Source organism: Pseudomonas sp. PA-4-8C, assembly GCF_021606625.1.
Lineage (GTDB): Bacteria > Pseudomonadota > Gammaproteobacteria > Pseudomonadales > Pseudomonadaceae > Aquipseudomonas > Aquipseudomonas lactis.
This window is the reverse complement of the sequence record NZ_WKCD01000101.1, coordinates 1-17454: the sequence shown is the minus strand read 5'-3', so window position 1 is coordinate 17454 and position 17454 is coordinate 1. Positions and strand designations below refer to the sequence as shown.

Genomic DNA, 17454 nt, shown 5'->3' with positions numbered 1-17454 from the left:
CGGCAGGGATGCCGGTTTAGCCGCCCCGCGCCATGGATGGCGCGTGGCGGCGGCCCCCCAAATCACTGGCGGATTACGGGCACACCGAGCCCAAGCGAGGTGCCGAGTGGTGGGGCAAGAGCCCTTTGGTTACTTTGGGCTGGGCCGGCATTCCGGCTTTTCCAAAGTGACCCGCCGTTGAACCCTAGGTGGCCGTTACCTAAATAACGGATATGTACCCGGTCCAACTGTGTTGACTGTTAGGCCGTCTTCGCAGGCAAGCCAGCTCCCACATTGGATCGCAGTGCCTAAGCTAAATCCTTCGGCGGCGGTTGAGCTGGGGGATGGCGGTTTGGGGTGCTTCTACACGCGGGGCCTGCGCCGCTGTTTTCGCGGCCAGTTGCGCCAGTGTGGGCTGGCTGAACAGGGTGCGGGCGTCCACGTCCAGCCCGGCCTTGCGCAGGCGGGCGACAAGGTTCACTGCCAGTAGGGAGTGCCCGCCCAGTTCAAAGAAGTGGTCATGGCGCCCTACCCGTTCGAGTTTCAACACCTCGGCCCAGATCCCGGCCATCAGGCTTTCCACCTCGCCCACTGGCGCTTCGTAGGCTCGGCTAAGCACAGCCTCCAGCCCTGGCGCTGGCAGGGCCTTGCGGTCGAGTTTGCCGGCGGGGTTGAGGGGCAGTGCGTCGAGTTGCACGAAGGCGGCCGGCACCATGTATTCCGGCAGGTGTTCCAGCGCATGGTCACGCAAGGCTTGCAGGCTCGGCGCCTGGCCGCGCAGGGTGAAGTAGGCCACCAGGCGCTCATCGCAAATCAATACGGCCACCTCGTGCAACGCCGGGTGGGTGGCCAGGCATGCTTCGATCTCGCCCAGTTCCAGGCGCACGCCGCGCAGTTTGACTTGGAAGTCGTTGCGCCCGAGGAACTCAAGCGTGCCGTCGGGCAGGTAGCGCACCAGATCGCCGGTTCGATACAGGCGGTCGCCAGCCACGAAGGGGCTGTCGATAAAACGTTCGGCAGTCAGCTGCTCCAGGCCCAGGTAGCCACGGGCAACGCCGACGCCGCCGATGTGCAATTGGCCGCTGATGCCCATGGGCACCGGCGCATCATGGGCGTCTAGCACGTACAGGCGGGTGTTGTTGATGGGGCGGCCAATCGGCAGTTGCAGGATGGGCACCGGCGCGCCGGGTTCGAGGGTCCAGGCGCTGCTGTCCACCGTGGCTTCGGTGGGGCCGTACACGTTGTGCAAACGCACCCTGGGCAAGCGCGCCTGTACGCCCCGGGCCAGGGCGGCGGTGAGTTCACCGCCGCCGCACAGCACATCGGTGAGGCTGGTGCACAGGGCCGATTCATCCAGGTCGAGAAACTGCTGCAACATGGCGGGCACGAACTTGATCACGCTGATCTGCTGCGTGCGAATCACTTGCGCCAGGTACGCCGGCTCGCGGTGCCCATCGGGCCGCGCCAACACCAGGCGCATGCCGTTGCTCAACGGCCAGAACAGCTCCCACACTGAACCGTCGAAGCTGAACGGTGCGCGCTGCAACAAGGCGCCGCCTTCGGCGTTCGGGCACAGGTGCGAGCCCCACTGCAGCAGATTGCCCAGGCCGCGATGCTCGATCATCACGCCTTTGGGTGTGCCGGTGGAACCCGAGGTGTACATCACGTAGGCGAGGTTGGCGACGCTCAAGCCGGGCACTTGTGGGTTGTCGATCGGTGCATGGTTCCAGGCGCAGTGGTCGAAGTCGATCAGCGGGATCGAGACATCGCCCACCACGTCGCGGGTGGCGGCCTGTACCAGCAGCGCCACCGGCTGGCTGTCGGCAAGCATGTAGGCCAGGCGCTCGCGTGGGTAACCGGGGTCGAGGGGCACATAGGCGCCGCCGGCCTTGAGAATGCCCAGCAAGCCCACCACCAGATCCAACCCTCGCTCTACGCACAATGCCACCCGCGCGTCGGGCTGTACGCCGTGCTCGCGCAAGTGGAAGGCCAGTTGGTTGGCGCGTTCGTTGAGCTCGCGGTAGGTCAATGCCTGCTCATCCGTCTGCACCGCGATGGCATCGGGGATTCGCCGCGCATGGGCTTCAAACAGCGCTTGCACGGTCAACGTGTGCGGGTGGTCGGTGGCGGTCGTGTTGAAGTCCACCAGCAATCTGCGCAGTTCGCTGGCGGGCAACACTGGCACCTCGCGCAACGGCATTTTCGGCGTGTTTTCCAGTGCGTCCGCCAGGCCGTTCAGGGTGACGTCCAAGTAATCCAAGACCCGTTCAGCGCCGACTGCGCGTGGCGTCTTGGCCTTGAGCCGCACGCCACTGCCCAGGTCGTCCACCGTGAGCATCAACGGGTAACTGAGGATGTCTTCACTGCTGAGCAAGGCAATGCCCGGCACCAGGTTCAGCTCGGGGTCGGCCGAGGTGTGACGGTAGTTGAGCAGGCTGTTGAATAGCCCGGTCACCCCACTGCAGCGCTGGGCCAATGCCAGCGACGCCTGTTCATGGGCGAGCAAGGCACTCAGTTGCGCGTGGGTGTCGTGCAGCGCCTGCGCCACGTTTTGCCCTGCCAGGCGCAGGCGCAGCGGCAAGGTGTTGATGAACATGCCCAAGGCCCGCTCGGCCCCCTCGCCGGCTTGCAAACGGCCGAGCAGCACGGTGCCGAACACCACGTCTTCGCGGCCCGCGACACGGCTGAGCACCTGAGCCCAGGCCAGGTGGAACAGGCTCGCAGCACTCACCCCAAGGGCTCGGGCCTGGCTGCGCAGGCGTAGATTGAGCGTGTCGCTGAGCGCACGCTGCGCCTCTTCGGTTTCGGCGCGATTGGCCTGGCGCTCCTGCAGGCCGAACGCCAAGGTCGGCTCATCTACATCCGCCAGACGCTCTCGAAAGAACGCTTCATGCGCCGCCTGGCGCACGGTCGAACGGGCGTGCGCCACCATATTGCGATAAGGCACGGGCGCCGGCAGTTGCGCCTGTTGGCCCAGCAAATGGGCGCGAATCTCGTCCACCAGCAGCGTGGTCGACGTGGCATCGTTGACCAGATGATGAAAGCGCAGCCTGGCGACCCAGCGCTGGTGCTGGGGCTCCTCGGCGTAATCCAGGGCCATCAGCGGCGCCTGGCGCAAGTCCAGCGGTTGCGCCGGTTCGCGCAGCAGTTCAACCCGCAACTGCGCCTGGCGCCACACCACCTGCATTGGTTGTTCAAGGGCATCCCACACCAGGCTGGTACGCAAAATATCGTGGCGATTGATCACCTGTTGCAAGGCACTGGCAAAGGCCTCCAGTTGCTCGCGGTGCGCAAAACTGAACAGCGCCTGTTGCTGGTACGGGTCGTGCGCGTCGGTGAGGTGGTGGTAGAGCAACCCTTCCTGCAACGGCGCCAGCGGGTAGAGGTCCTGCACATTGGCGGCGCCACCGGGGATGCCGGCGACGATGCGGTCGAGGCTGGGTTGATCGAGTTCGGCCAGGGCGAGCAAGTCCGTGGTGATATGGGTGCAACCGGCCGGGATTCGATTGGCCGGCACCGCCTGTTCGTGACCGCCACACGCCGCCGCCAGCGCCGCCACGGTGGGCTGGCCGAACAGCACCTGCACGTCGGCGCGCAGGCCGGCCTCGCGCATACGCTGCACCAGCTGCACCGCCAACAGCGAATGCCCGCCCAGCTCGAAGAAATGGTCATGGCGGCCCACTGGCTGCACGTGCAGCAACTCGGACCAGATCTGCGCCAGTGTGGTTTCCACGCCCTCCTGTGGCGCTTCGAAGCGACGGGTGATAAAGGCTTCCTGGGTGGGTGACGGCAAGGCTCGGCGGTCGAGCTTGCCGTTGGCGGTGAGGGGCAACGCGTCGAGGCGCACGTAAGCCGCGGGCAGCATGTAGTCCGCCAGCGTGGCTTGCAGGTGGGTGCGTAGTGCTTCGATTTCCACAGGCTGACGTGGCACAAACCAGGCCCATAATTGCCCGTCGCGAAACTGCACCACCGCGTCCTGAAGCGCCGGATGGCTGGCCAGGGCCGATTCGATCTCCCCCAGTTCGATGCGCACGCCCCGGATTTTTACCTGATCGTCGTTGCGCCCCAGGTAGTCGAGAGTGCCGTCTGGCAGCCAGCGCGCCAGGTCGCCGGTGCGGTACATCCGACCACCGCTGAAAGGGTCGTCGAGAAAACGTTCGGCACTGAGTTCCGGACGGTTCAGGTACCCCCGCGCCACACCCTTGCCGCCGACATACAACTCCCCCGCCACGCCAATCGGCACCGGACGTTGTTGCGCGTCCAGCAGGTAGACCCGGGCATTGGCGACCGGCGAACGGCTGGCCCACCTCGACACGCCCCGAGGTCGCCACCACCGTGGCTTCGGTGGGACCATAGTTGTTCACCACCGCAAACGTCTGCGCCTGGGTGAAGGTGCGCAGGCGGTCGCCGCCGATCAGCAAGGTGCGCAAGGTGGGATGCCCCAGCCCCTGGCTGAACGCATATTCGGCCACAGGCGTGGGCAGGAAGCACACATCCAACGGTTGCGAGCGCCACCAGCCGAGCAACGCGTCGATATCTTCCGCGCCCTCCTGAGCCGGTGGCAGATGCAAGGTCGCGCCCACGCACAACGCCGGCCAGACCTCCCAGGCCATGGCATCAAAACCGAAGCCTGCGACGCTGGCGGTGTGGCTGCCCGCGTGCAGGTCGAACGCCTGGCAATGCCAGTCCACCAGGTTCGACACGCTGTGATGTTCAACCATCACGCCCTTGGGCAAGCCGGTGGAACCCGAGGTGTAAATCACATAGGCCAGGTTCGACGGCGTGACCGCAACCTGAGGGTTGCTGTCGATGGACGCATTGCCAGGCTCCAGCGCGATCACCGGTACCGTCGAGACGGGCAGACGCTGGCGTAAATCGTGCTGGGTCAGGATGGCCACGGGCGCGCTGTCGTGCAGCAGGTACTCCAGGCGTTCGGCGGGATGGGCCGGGTCCAGCGGCACGTAGCAGGCGCCGGATTTGAGGATCGCCAACAGCCCCGCCAGGGTGTCAAGGCCACGTCGGGCCAGGATCGCAACGCGGTCATCGGGCTGTACGCCGAGCGCCACTAATTGGTGGGCCAGCGTATTGGCCTGGCGGTTGAGTTGGGTGTAGCTCAGTGCGCGGTCCTGATACACCGCCGCAATAGCGTGGGGCGTACGTGCGGCCTGGGCTTCAATGCGCTGGTGCAGGGTTTGCGGCGTAGCGTTGGGTTGCGCGGTGGCGTTCCAGTGCTGCAATCGGGCCTGCTCCTGGGGCAACAGCATGGAAAACTCAGCGATGGGCAGCGCAGTATCTTCCAGCCCCTGTTCCAGCAGCCCGATGAAGCGCTGGGCCAATGCCTGCACGTCGCCCGCCTGGAAATACGCCTCGTTGTAGACGCAATGCAGCCAGGCATTGTCCTGGTAACGATGGCTGCGCAGGTGAATGGCGAGCGGTAGCGCTTCATGCTGATTGGAAACCTTGATCGCGCGGGCCTGGACCTGACCGAAGCGCAGATCGTGGTCGTCCTGCTCGAACGATACCGACACGTCAAAGAGTTGCCCGCGATCCGTTCGGCGCAGGCCCAGCTCGCGGTTCATCTCACTCAACGGGAAGCGCTGATGACGAAAGTCCTGCTTGAGCTGATCACGGATGCCACGCACCAGGGCACCGAAAGACACGCCCTCGCTGAACGCAAAACGTACCGCGCTGACCTGGGTGAACAGGCCCACAGTGGCGCGAAAACGCGCGTTGGAGCGGTTGAGAATCGGCAGCCCCACCGCCCATTCCTGGCGTTGGCTGGTGCGGGTGAAATACACATACATCGCCGCCAGCAACACATGAAAGGCCGACGCCTGGTAGTGGTTGGCAACCTGCTCCATGCGGCTCTGCAACGGCACCGGGAAGCCTTGCACCCAAGTGTTGCTCGACGTCTTGGCGTTGTGCCTGGGGGTGAGCAGTGGTTCGGGCAGCACTTGGTATTTGCCCAGCCAATAGTCGCGGTCGCGGGCGTAGCGGGCCGATTGCAGGTAGCGCTGGTCGGTGTCGATAAAGTCGATGTAGGACGGCGCCAGCAGCTCAGTGTCGCGCCCCTGCTCCAGGGCGCTGTAGAGCTGCGCGAGGGATTGCAGCATCTGGCCGAAGCCCCAGCCGTCGAGGATCAGGTGATGAGCCTGGGTGCCGAGGCGGTAGTGATCATGGTCAAGTTTGACCAGGAAAAACCGGCACAGTGGTTCGCCGCTCAGGGCGTAGGGCCGGGCCATTTGCGCCTGCATCAAGGCTTGGGTTGCCGCCGATGGGTCGGGCAGCGCGGAGAAATCATGCAGCGCCATCTCCACCCTCAACTCAGGGGCGTATGTTTGCCCAGGCAGGCCATTGGCGTCGGTATGCAGTTGAGTGCGTAGCGCATCGTGACGGGCCACCAGCAGTGCGACGGCACGGCGCATGCGTTCGGGCTCGACGGTGCCGGCAAAATCCAGGTAGCCGCCAATGTTGTACAGCGGCGAGTCGCCCACGCGCAGTTGGTCGAGCCAAATGTCTTGTTGGGGGCCAGTGAGGGGGAAGCGGGCCGGCAGGCTGGAGGAATGCTGCATAAGATCCTTCTCATGGGGGTCAGGCACTGGCCGCGCAGAGGTGGCCCATTACACCGATGTGGCCGGATTTGAGCATGGGCGCCGGGGGGTGTCTGACACCCGAAACCCGGACATTCAAATGGATGGAGAGGCCTTGGTCGAAGGTTCATGGCTGAAACGATTAAAGCGTTGTAGGAGATTGGCTACATCGGATCCATCCCGAGTCTCTTAGCAACCTCTTTATTTTATAAATTCATTATTTACATCAATAAGTTAACCAAGGCTAAAAATAACTTACGCCTGTACGTAGCCGGCTTAATTCAAGAGAAACGTCGGTTTAATGGCGCAGTTTTTATGGCAGCTTGTGTCCCTCGTTTCCGCTACATACGTAGGACAAATCCCTATGGCTAAATAACATCTCGAACGCCGAGTTACGTTCAAGCAGTACGGAGCGCCCTGCGCAGGCCCTGGGCAACCGTTGACGGTTTTCGACATCAAGGATGAGATGGCTATGAGTCTGACCTCAAGTATTGGCGACACATGCGGCCCGCTTTTTTATGCCGAAATGGGCGAGTTGATTTCAAACAGCGGCGACGAACATTTCGCCGCCACCATGCTGCAGCTGGTGGGCAAGTGGGTACCGATTCATCTGGTGGACCTCAGCGAGTGGACCCTGGATGAACTGCGCGACCGCGTACTGGACATAAAGCTACTGGGCAGCGCCGGGGTGAAGAAGGATTTGTCTGTGCCCCAGACCCTGCATGCGCTGAACGACCACCCGTTGTTGCGGCAGATGCTGCACATGCAAGATCCGCTGCTGATCCAGATGAACGCCAAGGTCAACAGCACGCACCCGCGCGGCACCTCGCACCAGTGCAACCTGGTATCGCGCCAGGGCAACCGGCGCTGTGTGATTTCGTTCTACCGCCTGCCGACCCAGCAGGGGTTTTCCCTGGCTGAGTTGTCGTTTCTCAAGTGCCTGTCGGACACGCTGTTGCCGTTGATGGAGCGGCACGCCCAGTGCCTGCGCCAGGCGCCACACGCCGAGACTGAGCCGGCCCATACCCTGCTGGAACAATCGCAGTTGCAGCGTGAGTTCTACAAGCGCTTGTCTTTGAGCGACATCACCCTTTCGGCGCGGGAACAGGAAGTGTGCCTGGGCCTGCTGACCGGCGGCACCGTGCCGCAAATCGCACAGAAACTCAGCGTCAAAAACAGCTCGATCGAGACCTACCTCAAGCGCGCCGCCGCCAAGCTGGGCGTGAGCGGCCGACATGGCCTGGCCAAATGGATGGTGGGCGCCTGATGAATAAACAGACGCTGTGCACCCTCGGCATGGCCTGGATGCTCGGCGGTTGCTCGCTGATCCCCGAGTACCAGCAGCCAGCGGCGCCGACGCCTGCGCAGTACCCCCAAGGCGGTGTCTACCGCCTGGCGCAGGCCGGCAACATGGCGCAGAACCCGGACTGGCAGCAACTGTTCCACGACCCGGCGCTGCAACAGTTGATTAATGATGCGCTGGTCAACAACCGCGACCTGCGGGTGGCAGCCCTGAATGTGCAGGCGTTCCAGGCGCAGTACCGTATCCAGCGCGCGGATTTGTTCCCAGCGATCTCCGCCACCGGCGCCGGCAAGCGCCAGAAGTTGCCAGGGAGCGTGACCGGCACCGGCAAGTCAGCGATCACCTCCAACTATTCCGCCACCTTGGGGCTGAGCGCCTATGAGCTGGATTTGTTCGGCCGCGTGCGCAGCCTCAGCGAACAGGCGCTGCTTACTTACCTGGGCAGCGAACAAGCGCGGCGCAGCGCGCAATTGAGCCTGGTGGCCAACGTCGCCAATGCCTACCTGACCTGGCGGGCCGACCAAGAACTGCTGGCCCTGGCCGAGCAAACCCTGGCGGCCAACGACCACAGCTGGCAATTGACCCGCCGCAGTAAAAGCGCAGGCAAAGCCTCGGCGCTGGACGTGGTGCAAGCGCGCACAGCGGTGGAAAGTACTCGCGCCAGCGTGGCCCGCTATGAGCGCCAAGTGGCCCAGGACCTCAACAACCTCATGTTGCTGGTGGGTGGCCCAGTGGATGAACACTTGCCCGCGCGCCCGCTGGCCGACGATCTGGTCGCCCGCGTGCCCGCCGGCTTACCCTCGGACCTGCTGCAACGCCGCCCGGATATCCTCCAGGCCGAATACCAGCTGCAGGCGGCCAACGCCAATATCGGTGCGGCCCGTGCTGCGTTCTTTCCTTCAGTGACCCTCACGGCAAACGCGGGCAGCACCAGCACAGAGCTGTCGGGGCTGTTCAAGGGTGGCTCGGGCAGTTGGACATTCCAACCGCAGATCAACCTGCCGATCTTCAACGCCGGCAGCCTGCGTGCCAGCCTGGATTACGCCAAGCTGCAAAAAGACATCACCGTGGCCCAGTACGAAAAATCCATCCAGGCTGCCTTCCAGGAAGTAGCCGACGGCCTCGCCGCACGCCAGACCTTCAACGACCAACTGGCGGCGCAACGGGATTTCGTCGAGGCCAACCAGACCTATTACAACCTGGCCCAGCACCGTTACCGCAGCGGCGTGGACAGCAACCTGACGTTCCTCGATGCGCAGCGTTCACTGTTCAGCGCACAACAGGCGCTGATTGTGGACCGGCTGGCGCAGTTGGTCGCCGAGGTGAACCTGTATACGGCGCTGGGTGGCGCGTGGACGCAATGGCCGAACCTGGCGGCCGCGCGTTAGAGCAACTTGAGTCCAGACTCGGCATGACGATTTGGGTCGCGGCTATCCAGTGGCTGTTTGTGCCCATAACTGTCCACGAAGCCGCCCACAGCGGCCATCGAATGGAACCCGCTGTTGATCGTGCCGATGGCGCCGTTGAGGAAGTCCTGGAGGGTTGCGGGCGCAACGAAGTCTTTCAAGCCCAGGCGACGCAACGCTTGCCCCGGATACTCACCATCATTGAGGCTGCGCATGGCGGCGGCAAAGCTCTTATTGGCCTCCCCATCATTATTTTCAAGGTAGGCTCGCTTGGCACTGACAGCGTATAAAAACTGCGCATTGACCAGAACATCGTTGGGCCTGTCGGTGCCGAAGTGGGCGCCGGCCTTGGCCTGCTTCAGTTCGTCATCGGTGATGTGCAGTTTGAACCCATCGCGCATGACAATGCGATAGCCGCTATCGGTGGCCTCAATGGTTTTGTAAATACCGTAAGGGTTATGGCCGAACCTCATCATCGCGGCTTTAATCGCGGATATCGTCACGCAATTACCTTCGGCCAATTGGTAAAAGTCTTTGAAAATATCACCGGGCTTGATGCCCGTGTTCGCAGGCGTACCTTTCAAGAATTCGTCACGTTTGCCGTTGCGTTTATCGGGGACCGGCGCAGGCAAAGGTGTTGAATCGACTTCAGGTTTTAACCGCGCAGATAACACCGTCAACAAGCGCTCCAATTCGCCGACCAGGCGACTGAGTTGTTCAGAAGTTCCAGTTGGGGCAGAGGCGTTGGCGAAGGGCAAAACACGTGGCGAAGTGACCGCGTCGCTTGCCCTGGCATGACCAAAAGCAGCAGTGTTAACAGAAGACACTAACATGTTGAACAACCCCTATTATTCACTAAATACTTTAAATCACCCGCGAAGCGTGACCACCTTCAATGACGGTGAAACCGGCGTGTTATATAACTGCCCCTCCATCACGCCCTCAATAATTACACCGTTCTTGTTTCGTGCGCCCTTGTCCAACGGCACGCCGACCTGCGTGCCCAATGCACTGGCATCGATGACCTGCAGATGTTCTTTAAGCCCCAGATAGGACAGCGCCGTATCACCGTCGATGCCGCCTCCGGCCCCCGACAGCACACCGGGATAAGTGCGATGGGCGTGGTACGCACTGTCTTTGCCGTACAGGCTCATGAAGGGGTCCGTTGCGCTGTCGCGCTCAAGCTCCAGGTATTGACGCTTGCTCATCACAGCAAACAGAAATTGCGCATCCTTGACCATGCCTTCATCGCCGCCACTGAACTTTGCCGCCTTGGCCGCCAGTTCAAGTTCTTCAACGGTGATTGTCAGCTTGAAGCCGTCTCGCATCGTCACGTCATAGTGGTCACCATGTTTGGCGACGTGCTTGAAAATCCCGGCTGGGCTTTGCCCGAACGTGGCCATAGCAACCTTGATCGCGGCCACGTGCTCCTCTCGGCCCAGAGCACCCAGATAAGGAAAGTTCTCATACGTGGCACGCAACCCATTGTGCAGATCGTCAGGCTTTTGACCTTTGGGTTTTTCAGACATAAACGCAGTGATTGGCTCATAGTTTTTATCTGAGAACATCTCAATAAGTTCGGTATCAAACGCGTTACGGGTACTGGCCAGGTTCGACCGGTTCATGAACGGTGCCAATTGTTCTTTCCACTCACCCCTGATGGTGGGAACGCTGTCCGGTGCAGGCACGGTATTAACCAGCGGCCTGTGCGGTGAACTCACAAGTGGGGTTGGGTAAGCCGTAACGGGTGGCTGTGGTTTCGGCGCCTCATTCTCCCTGCTCATCCAGGTTTTAAGTGACACGACTAATGTACCCAACAACTTCAACAGCTCCCCCAGCTCTGCGTCCCGGTTTGAGTTGACACTTGGGCCAATCGGAGAATGTGCCGGTAATTTACCAAAGTGATTGGGTTGATCTGTCACTGCCTGATCAAGGGTTTTACCAGGCGATGTAAACCTTGAGTGCGCGGGCGAATAAGCAGGCTGAGTGTGCGTGAGCATGGTAGGGCGTCTCATTTGATCGAAGGGGGATAATCGCGAACGGTCTGGCACTACTTGCCCACTGCCACTGCCGAACCCGGCACTGAACAAGTACTCTTGCGTGGCCAGGCGGGGGGAAAGGTTCCGGCTCGACAGGTAACAACATCCTTCTCGCTTAACGGACCACTATCAGCCAATTCCTCAACGTTGCGTTTTTTGTCCGACTCCTTATCAGCGCATCCCCGCCTGCCGTATCCGATACTCCCCCGGCGTCATCTGCGCATACCGCAAGAAAAACCGGCTGAAATACGCCGGGTCCTTGAACCCCAGCTGGTAGCAGATTTCATTTGCCGAACTGCCGGTAAACAACAGCAGGCGCTTGGCCTCCTGCATCAGCCGCTCCAGGATCAGGCGCTTGGAGGGCAGGTCGGCAATGCGCCGGCACACTTCATTGAGCCGCGCCTGGGTCACGCCAATACTTTCGGCATAACGCGCCAACGGCCAATGTTCCAGGTAGTGGGCTTCGATCAGCTCGTTGAAACGATGGAAGATGCGCAGGTCTTCATGGGCGGTCGGGCGTGCCGGCTGGGCGTGGGCGCACAGGCGCAGCAGGCGGATCATGATCAGCCTTGTGAGGCTGTCGAGGGCGGCGGCGCGCCCTGCCCGTTCGGTGTTGATTTCACTGCACAGCGCCTCGAAGAGTTGCTCCAGCCCCTCGGCGTCGCCATTCAAGGCGACACAGGCTGCACCGGAGGCAAGGCTGGGATCGGCGTCGATCAAACTCCACACCAGCTGCTGGCGCACCGTCAATACATGCCCATCGGCATCCGCTTCGGTGACAAAAGCGTGGGCCACCGTGGGCGGCGTGAGAAAAAACATCGGCCCCGATTCAACGTACTGGCGGTCATCCAGATACACCCGCACCGCGCCACTCTTGACGTAATGCACCTGGAAAAACCGGTCATGGCGATGCACCGCCATATTGCGCCCGAAAAAACCCGCCAGGTTGCCGAGCTTGTCGTAATGCACCTCGGCGTCGCTGTAGCGCTGGTCGTAGACCTGCCCGATGTTGATGTTGGGGATCGGCTTCACGGGGCTCTCTTCTTGTTGTTGTGAGGCCAGTGCAGTGTGCCACGCTTGACGGTAGTTAACATATTAATTATAACGTTAACAACTTAACGAACTGCCTATGCAGCCGTCGTCACCGCCAGGAGAAACGCATGAGCCGTACCCTGCATGATGTTGCCAGCGGCACCCTGTTCGGCGTTGCGCTGAACTACCAGGGCCTGCTGGACCAGCATCTCGCCGCCTTCCAACAGGCGCCCTACCAGAAGCCGCCAACCAAGCCGGTGCTGTTTATCAAGACGCCCAACACCCGCAATGCCCATCGCGGCGTAGTGCTGCAGCCTGCGGGCGAGCGCCTGCAACCGGGCCCGGCGCTGGGCGTGGTGATCGGCCAGCGCGCCAGCCGTGTCAGCCTGGAGAACGCCATGGCCCATGTGGCCGGGTATGTGGTGGTGAATGAATTCAGCCTGCCGGAAGACAGCTACTACCGCCCCGCCGTCAAAGCCAAATGCCGCGATGGTTTTTGCGCCCTGGGCCCGCAGCTGGTTGCGCGGGATCAAGTCGCCAACCCCAACCAACTGAGCCTCAAGCTGTTCGTCAATGGTGAGCTGCGCCAAGAAAGCTCCACCGCCGATTGGGTACGGGACATCCCGCAATTGATCGCCGAGATCAGCGAGTTCATGACCCTGCATCCCGGCGACGTGCTGATCACCGGCACCCCGCAAGGCCGCGTGGATGTACAGCCAGGCGATCAGGTCGAGGTCGACATCACCGGCATTGGCCGCCTGAGCAACACCATTGCAGCAGAGGCATCGGCATGAAACGCGCACGTATCCAATTTGAAGGTACCGTCCACAATGTGCTGGTGGAGGCCGATTGCAGCGCGCGCCTGGACGATGGCCGCCTGCTCACCGAAGACCAGGTGCAATGGCTGCCACCCGCCACCGGCAACATGTTCGCCCTGGGTTTGAACTACGCCGACCACGCCGCCGAACTGGCCTTTACGCCGCCGACCGAGCCGCTGGCCTTTATCAAATCGGTGGGCACCTACACCGGCCACCGCCAAGTTACCTGGCGCCCGGACAACGTCGCCTACATGCACTACGAGTGCGAGCTGGTGGCGGTGATCGGCAAGACCGCGCGCAACGTCAAACGCGCCGACGCCCTGGACTACCTGGCCGGTTACACGGTGTGCAACGACTATGCGATCCGCGACTACCTCGAGAATTACTACCGTCCCAACCTGCGCGTGAAAAACCGTGACGCCACCACCCCGGTCGGCCCATGGATCGTCGACGTGGCCGATGTGCCCGACCCAGGCAACCTGAAGCTGCGCACCTGGATCAACGGCGAACTGCGCCAGGAAGGCAGCACGAAAGACATGATTTTCGATATCCCCTACCTCATCGAATACCTGTCCAGCTTCATGACCCTGCAACCGGGCGACATGATCGCCACCGGCACGCCCGAGGGCCTGGCCGATGTGGTGCCGGGCGATGAAGTGGTGGTGGAAGTCGAAGGTGTGGGCCGCCTGGTCAACCGTATTGTCAGTGAAACGGAGTTTTTCTCCGCGCGCAAAGAGGCTTGAGCACCATGATCAAACACTGGATCAACGGCCGTGAGGTCGAAAGCAAAGACACCTTTATCAACTACAACCCGGCCACCGGCGAGGCCATCGGCGAAGTGGCCAGCGGCGGTGCCGAAGAAGTTGCGCAGGCCGTGGCGGCGGCCAAGGCCGCGTTTCCCAAGTGGGCCAATACACCAGCCAAGGAGCGCGCACGCTTGATGCGCAAACTGGGCGAGTTGATCGAACAGAACGTGCCCCACCTGGCCGAGCTGGAAACCCTGGACACCGGCCTGCCGATCCACCAGACCAAGAACGTGTTGATTCCGCGTGCCTCGCACAATTTTGATTTCTTCGCGGAAGTCTGCACGCGCATGGACGGCCACACCTACCCGGTGGACGACCAGATGCTCAACTACACCCTGTACCAGCCAGTGGGCGTGTGCGGGCTGGTGTCGCCCTGGAACGTGCCGTTCATGACCGCCACCTGGAAGACCGCGCCGTGCCTGGCGCTGGGCAATACGGCGGTGCTGAAGATGTCGGAACTGTCGCCGCTGACCGCCAATGAACTGGGGCGCCTGGCGGTGGAAGCCGGGATCCCCAACGGCGTGCTCAATGTGATCCAGGGCTACGGCGCCACCGCGGGCGATGCCCTGGTGCGCCACCCGGACGTGCGGGCGATTTCCTTTACCGGGGGCACCGCCACCGGCAAGAAAATCATGCAGACCGCCGGCCTGAAAAAGTACTCCATGGAACTGGGCGGCAAGTCGCCGGTGCTGATTTTTGAAGACGCCGATCTGGAACGCGCCCTCGACGCAGCACTCTTCACGATCTTCTCCCTCAACGGCGAGCGTTGCACCGCTGGCAGCCGGATCTTTATCCAGGAAAGCGTCTACCCACAATTTGTCGCCGAGTTCGCGGCGCGGGCCAAGCGCCTGATCGTCGGCGACCCCCAGGACCCCAAGACTCAGGTCGGCTCGATGATCACCCAGGCCCATTACGACAAGGTCACCGGCTATATCAAGATCGGTCTGGAGGAAGGCGCCACGCTGCTGGCTGGCGGCCTGGAACGTCCGGCGAACTTGCCGGCGCACCTGAGCCGCGGCCAGTTTATCCAGCCGACGGTGTTTGCCGACGTGAACAACCGGATGCGCATCGCCCAGGAAGAAATCTTCGGCCCGGTGGTGTGCCTGATTCCGTTCAAGGATGAAGCCGAGGCGCTGCAACTGGCCAACGACACCGAATACGGGCTGGCCTCCTACATCTGGACCCAGGACATCGGCAAGGCCCACCGCCTGGCGCGCGGTATCGAAGCGGGCATGGTATTTATCAATAGCCAGAATGTACGGGATTTGCGCCAGCCGTTCGGCGGGGTCAAAGGCTCGGGCACCGGGCGTGAAGGTGGGCAGTACAGCTTCGAAGTGTTTGCCGAGATCAAGAACGTGTGTATTTCCATGGGTAGTCATCACATTCCGCGCTGGGGCGTGTAGCCCAGGCTCAAACAAGCCTCCTGTGGGAGCCGGGCTTGCCCGCGATGCAGACACCGCGGTCCTTTAGCCGTACCGAGTCGATGCCATCGCAGGCAAGCCAGCTCCCACAGGGACCTCACAGGCCATACAAGAATAATTATTCAGGAGAGTCATCATGGGCGAAGTGGTTCTGGCAGCGAAGATCTGCCACGTACCGTCGATGTACCTGTCGGAACTGCCCGGCAAGCATCACGGCTGTCGCGAAGCGGCGATTGCCGGGCACAAGGAAATCGGCCGGCGAGCCCGAGAACTGGGCGCCGACACGGCAGTGGTGTTCGACGTGCACTGGCTGGTCAACAGCGGTTATCACGTCAATTGCGGTGAACAGTTCCAGGGCACTTACACCAGCAACGAGCTGCCGCACTTCATCAAGAACATGGACTACGCCTACCCCGGCTGCCCCGAACTGGGGGAGCTGATCGCCGCCGAAGCCAACCTGGCCGGCGTGCGCAGCATGGCCCATAACATCCCGAGCCTGGAGCTGGAATACGGCACCCTGGTGCCCATGCGCTACATGCACATGGGGGTGCCCGACGCAGAGAAATTCAAGGTGATTTCCATCGCTGCCTGGTGCGCCTGGCATCGCCTGGAAGACAGTTTTGCCTTCGGCGCCGCCGTGCGCCGGGCGATTGAAAAGAGCGACCGCAAGGTGCTGGTGCTGGCGTCGGGCTCGCTGTCCCATCGGTTCTCGGACGACCGCGAGGCTGAGGCGAATATCCACAACTGGACCCGCGAATTCGACAAGCAGGTGGACCTGCATGTCGTGGAAATGTGGAAGCAAGGTCGCTTCAAAGAGTTCTGCGCCATGCTGCCCGACTACGCCGAACACTGTTTTGGCGAAGGCAAGATGCACGACACCGCCATGCTCCTGGGCCTGCTGGGTGGGCCGGACTATGCCAAGCCGGCTGAGATCATCACGCCGCCGTTCGGCAGTTCGGGCACCGGCCAGATCAACGCGATTTTCCCGCTTTAACCCTGGGAGAGCCCCATGCCGCACTTTATCGCTGAGTACACCGACAACCTCGAACAGCAGGCCGACTTGCCCGGTCTGTTTGAAAAAATCCACCGCGTGCTGGGCGACAGCGGCGTGTTTCCGCTGGGCGGCATTCGCAGTCGCGGCGTGCGCCTGGACACCTGGCGCATGGCCGACGGCAAACACGACTATGCCTTTGTGCACATGACCCTCAAGGTCGGCCACGGCCGCGACCTGGCAACCCGCGAGGCCGTCGCCCAAGCAGTGTTCGCGGTGATTACCGAGCACTTCGCCGAGCTGCAGGCGCAGCGCTTGCTCGCGCTGTCGTTCGAGATGATCGAGCTGCACCCGCAGCTCAACTTCAAGCAGAACAATGTGCACGCGTTCCTGAACAACCCGGCAAGCTGAAACGGCCCCGCCCCCCCCTGTAGGAGCGAGCTTGCTCGCGAAAAGCCCACAGGCACCGCGGACCCAACAGCGCTGCGTTTTCGTTGACGTTTTTCGCGAGCAAGCTCGCTCCTACAACAACAAAAAGAACACCACCATGAGCACAGCCAATTCCACTGCAAGCCTGCAGCTTGCCGAGCACGACCGCACCCATCGTTTGGTGACTTGGCGCCTGATGCCCTTGTTGCTGGTGTGTTACCTGTTCGCCCATCTGGACCGCATCAACATCGGCTTTGCCAAGATGCAGATGAGCAGCGACCTGCACTTCAGCGACACCGTGTACGGCTTCGGCGCCGGGCTGTTCTTCATCGCCTACGCGTTGTTCGGCGTGCCCAGCAACATTGCCCTGGACCGCGTCGGGCCACGGCGCTGGATCGCCTGCCTGATGGTGGTGTGGGGCCTGCTCTCCACCGGCATGCTGTGGGTGGAGAGCGCGCGCGGGTTCTACGTGCTGCGCTTTCTACTGGGGGTGGCCGAGGCCGGGTTTTTCCCCGGGATTCTGGTGTTTCTCAACCGCTGGTACCCGGCACGCCGTCGCGCCCAGGTCACCGCCTTGTTTGCCATTGCGGTGCCCATGGCCGGGGTGTTGGGCGGGCCGATTTCCGGGGCGATCCTGGAG

General features: G+C 62.1%; 12 protein-coding genes and 1 pseudogene. 8 read left to right on the top strand and 5 right to left on the bottom strand.

What is annotated here, in order from left to right; all coding sequences use genetic code 11:
* Nucleotides 1-292: 292 nt before the first annotated feature.
* Together GIW04_RS31520 and GIW04_RS31515 are read right to left on the bottom strand one after the other, a co-directional pair.
* Nucleotides 293-4294 (bottom strand): amino acid adenylation domain-containing protein, encoded by a 4002-nt coding sequence (locus GIW04_RS31520; RefSeq protein WP_442962801.1) that lies wholly within the window; start codon nt 4292-4294, stop codon nt 293-295.
* 40 nt (nt 4295-4334) lie between these two features.
* Nucleotides 4335-6551: pseudogene (locus GIW04_RS31515) on the bottom strand (non-ribosomal peptide synthetase); the annotation flags it as partial.
* A gap of 490 nt (nt 6552-7041) precedes the next feature.
* Between GIW04_RS31515 and GIW04_RS16435 the strand changes: the two are divergent.
* Both GIW04_RS16435 and GIW04_RS16430 read left to right on the top strand, forming a co-directional pair.
* Nucleotides 7042-7836: a helix-turn-helix transcriptional regulator gene (locus GIW04_RS16435; RefSeq protein WP_034134263.1), complete on the top strand. Its 795-nt coding sequence runs from the start codon at nt 7042-7044 to the stop codon at nt 7834-7836.
* A complete protein-coding gene (locus GIW04_RS16430; RefSeq protein WP_003192382.1) occupies nt 7836-9260 on the top strand; it encodes an efflux transporter outer membrane subunit in 1425 nt (474 codons plus the stop codon). The genes GIW04_RS16435 and GIW04_RS16430 overlap by 1 nt, the downstream gene beginning before the upstream one ends.
* On the opposite strand, the gene GIW04_RS16425 is transcribed toward GIW04_RS16430, so the two are convergent.
* The 3 genes from GIW04_RS16425 to hpaA form a co-directional block, all read right to left on the bottom strand.
* Nucleotides 9257-10111, bottom strand: a complete 855-nt coding sequence (locus GIW04_RS16425; RefSeq protein ID WP_232964717.1) for a hypothetical protein — start codon at nt 10109-10111, stop codon at nt 9257-9259. The two genes, GIW04_RS16430 and GIW04_RS16425, sit on opposite strands and share 4 nt — an antisense overlap.
* 36 nt (nt 10112-10147) lie before the next feature.
* The gene (locus GIW04_RS16420; protein WP_236270277.1) at nt 10148-10966 is read right to left on the bottom strand and encodes a type III secretion protein; all 819 of its coding nucleotides are present in this window, start codon (nt 10964-10966) and stop codon (nt 10148-10150) included.
* A 522-nt stretch (nt 10967-11488) separates the two neighbouring features.
* Nucleotides 11489-12349, bottom strand: coding sequence for a 4-hydroxyphenylacetate catabolism regulatory protein HpaA (hpaA, locus tag GIW04_RS16415; protein WP_034134261.1), 861 nt, complete (start codon nt 12347-12349; stop codon nt 11489-11491).
* Nucleotides 12350-12477: 128 nt separating this feature from the next.
* Between hpaA and GIW04_RS16410 the strand changes: the two genes are divergently transcribed.
* The 6 genes from GIW04_RS16410 to GIW04_RS16385 form a co-directional block, all read left to right on the top strand.
* Nucleotides 12478-13143, top strand: coding sequence for a fumarylacetoacetate hydrolase family protein (locus GIW04_RS16410; protein WP_057711185.1), 666 nt, complete (start codon nt 12478-12480; stop codon nt 13141-13143).
* Nucleotides 13140-13910: a fumarylacetoacetate hydrolase family protein gene (locus tag GIW04_RS16405; RefSeq protein WP_057711183.1), complete on the top strand. Its 771-nt coding sequence runs from the start codon at nt 13140-13142 to the stop codon at nt 13908-13910. Before GIW04_RS16410 ends, GIW04_RS16405 begins: the two co-directional genes overlap by 4 nt.
* Nucleotides 13911-13915: 5 nt before the next feature.
* Nucleotides 13916-15376, top strand: a complete 1461-nt coding sequence (gene hpaE, locus GIW04_RS16400) for a 5-carboxymethyl-2-hydroxymuconate semialdehyde dehydrogenase (protein WP_034134260.1) — start codon at nt 13916-13918, stop codon at nt 15374-15376.
* A 154-nt stretch (nt 15377-15530) separates the two neighbouring features.
* Nucleotides 15531-16388, top strand: coding sequence for a 3,4-dihydroxyphenylacetate 2,3-dioxygenase (gene hpaD / locus GIW04_RS16395; RefSeq protein WP_003192392.1), 858 nt, complete (start codon nt 15531-15533; stop codon nt 16386-16388).
* Nucleotides 16389-16403: 15 nt separating this feature from the next.
* Nucleotides 16404-16796: a 5-carboxymethyl-2-hydroxymuconate Delta-isomerase gene (locus tag GIW04_RS16390; protein ID WP_034134259.1), complete on the top strand. Its 393-nt coding sequence runs from the start codon at nt 16404-16406 to the stop codon at nt 16794-16796.
* A 136-nt stretch (nt 16797-16932) separates the two neighbouring features.
* The coding region (locus tag GIW04_RS16385) for an MFS transporter (protein ID WP_236479060.1) at nt 16933-17454 on the top strand (522 nt) is incomplete at its 3' end.